The organism is Pedobacter sp. 01T416_2, assembly GCF_056398925.1.
The window spans coordinates 1-2,092 of the sequence record NZ_JBFTQI010000933.1 but is presented as its reverse complement, the minus strand read 5'-3'; the positions used below and the strand labels follow the sequence as shown (position 1 = coordinate 2,092).

The 2,092-nt window shown below is 38.9% G+C and carries 2 protein-coding genes and 1 pseudogene; all 3 read left to right on the top strand.

Annotated elements, in window-relative coordinates; all coding sequences use genetic code 11:
• Positions 1-396, top strand: a pseudogene (locus tag AC1DPQ_RS25975) (bifunctional histidinol-phosphatase/imidazoleglycerol-phosphate dehydratase); the annotation flags it as partial.
• 227 nt (positions 397-623) lie between these two features.
• Positions 624-1,217, top strand: a complete 594-nt coding sequence (gene hisH, locus AC1DPQ_RS25970; RefSeq protein WP_477579266.1) for an imidazole glycerol phosphate synthase subunit HisH — start codon at positions 624-626, stop codon at positions 1,215-1,217.
• 1 nt (position 1,218) lies between these two features.
• A complete protein-coding gene (hisA, locus tag AC1DPQ_RS25965; RefSeq protein ID WP_477579264.1) occupies positions 1,219-1,968 on the top strand; it encodes a 1-(5-phosphoribosyl)-5-[(5-phosphoribosylamino)methylideneamino]imidazole-4-carboxamide isomerase in 750 nt (249 codons plus the stop codon).
• Positions 1,969-2,092 lie beyond the last annotated feature (124 nt).

Here is a 2,092-nt window from a genome sequence, read left to right as displayed (position 1 = left end):
GATGAGCACCACACCATAGAAGATACCGGAATTGCCCTTGGAGAAGCATTTGCTAAAGGATTAGGCAATAAACTAGGCATTGAAAGGTATGGTTTTTGCTTACCAATGGACGATTGTTTGGCGCAGGTAGCCATCGATTTTGGAGGAAGAAACTGGATTGTTTGGGATGCTGAATTTAAACGTGAAAAAGTTGGCGATATGCCTACAGAAATGTTTTATCATTTCTTTAAATCGTTCAGTGATGCCGCAAAATGCAATTTAAACGTAAAAGCAGAGGGCGATAACGAGCACCATAAAATTGAAGCTATTTTTAAAGCATTTGCAAAAGCAATTAAAATGGCAATCAAACGTGATGCTGAGAAAATGGTTTTGCCAAGCACTAAGGGGCTATTGTAAGAAAGGTCGAAGGCCGAAAGGTTTAAGACGGAGGGTTTTAACGCCCATCCGCTGTTAAATAAACCCGATAGAGCGGAATAGCCCGCATCCCGATTCTTCATCGGGAGAGGACTATAAGCGATAGCGGGACTACAGCACCTTTGAAAAGCTGACACTCGTTTTCAAATTTATAAAGCAATAAAATGAGCATCTTATCTTGATACCCGATACTAATATTTGATATTAAAATGATTGGAATAGTAAATTACAGAGCAGGCAACATCTTCTCCCTTACCGCAGCATTAGATCGCTTAAATCTAACCTACGGCATGGTAAACACCGAAAACGACCTCGAAAAATATAGCCACATCATCATCCCTGGTGTTGGCCATGCGGGTGCCGCCATGGAAAAATTAAAGGGAACGGGCTTGGTTGAAGCCATTAAAAAACTAACAAAACCTGTGCTTGGCATCTGTGTGGGCATGCAGCTCATTACCGAACATTCGGAAGAGGGCGATGCAGCGCTTTTAAATATCGTTCCGGTTAAAACCAAAAAATTCGATAAGTCGCTGAATATCAAAATACCACACATGGGATGGAATGCGATTAGTCCGAAAAACAATTCGCTATTTGAAGGTGTTGAAGATAATACACAATTTTACTTTGTGCATTCGTACTTTATTGAATATAACCCTACTTTTGACATCGCATCTGCTGATTATGGTTTAAAGTTTTCGGCAGCAATACAAAAAGATAATTTTTACGGCGTTCAGTTCCACCCCGAAAAATCGGGAAAAGCCGGTGAACTAGTATTAAAAAATTTTTCAAACTTAAGCTTATAAAATGTACATAATACCTGCTATTGATATTTTGGATGGAAAAGTTGTCCGTCTTCGTGAAGGCGATTACAACCAAAAAACGGAATATGATGTTTCAATCCCCGAAATGATAGAAAAATACCGTTCAAATGGTACAGATTTCATCCATATTATTGATTTAAACGGAGCCAAAGGCGATTTTAGCAATCAAAAAGCACTTTTTGAGATCATTAAAAAAACCGAAATGAAAGTGCAGTATGGTGGTGGCATCAGAACCATTGAGCAGGTGACCAATTTGCTTGATGCTGGCATTCACCGCGTAATTGTAGGTACACAGGCCATTACCAATCCTGATTTTTTACCTCAACTAAGCGAAACTTTTGCTAAAAAAGATGATTATGCAAACCGCATAATAATTGCAATTGATGTTTTGGATGAGGTAATCAAATATTCGGGCTGGATGGAAAGCTCGCCGATTAAACTGATGGATTACGTTGACAAATGTCTTTCACTGGGTTTTTTCCGTTTCTTATGTACCGATATCAGTAAGGATGGAAAATTGGGTGGCGCAGCGATCGATTTATACCAAAAACTGCTTGAACACTCTCCTATGATCAAACTGATTGCTTCAGGTGGTGTAAGTTCGATGCAGGATATTTATGATCTGGCTAAATATCCAATTAGAAGTGTGGTGGTTGGAAAAGCGATTTACGAAGACCGCATTACCATCGAAGAAATTAAAGAGTGGAACTTGAAAGCCTTGAGTTCGATTTAAAAAAGAATTTATATAATATTGGCTCATTGCATTAGGCGATCGTCATGCTGAATTTATTTCAGCATCTTTTATACAATAAAGACCCTGAAATAAATTCAGGGTGACGAACCGCGCGAAATAAAAG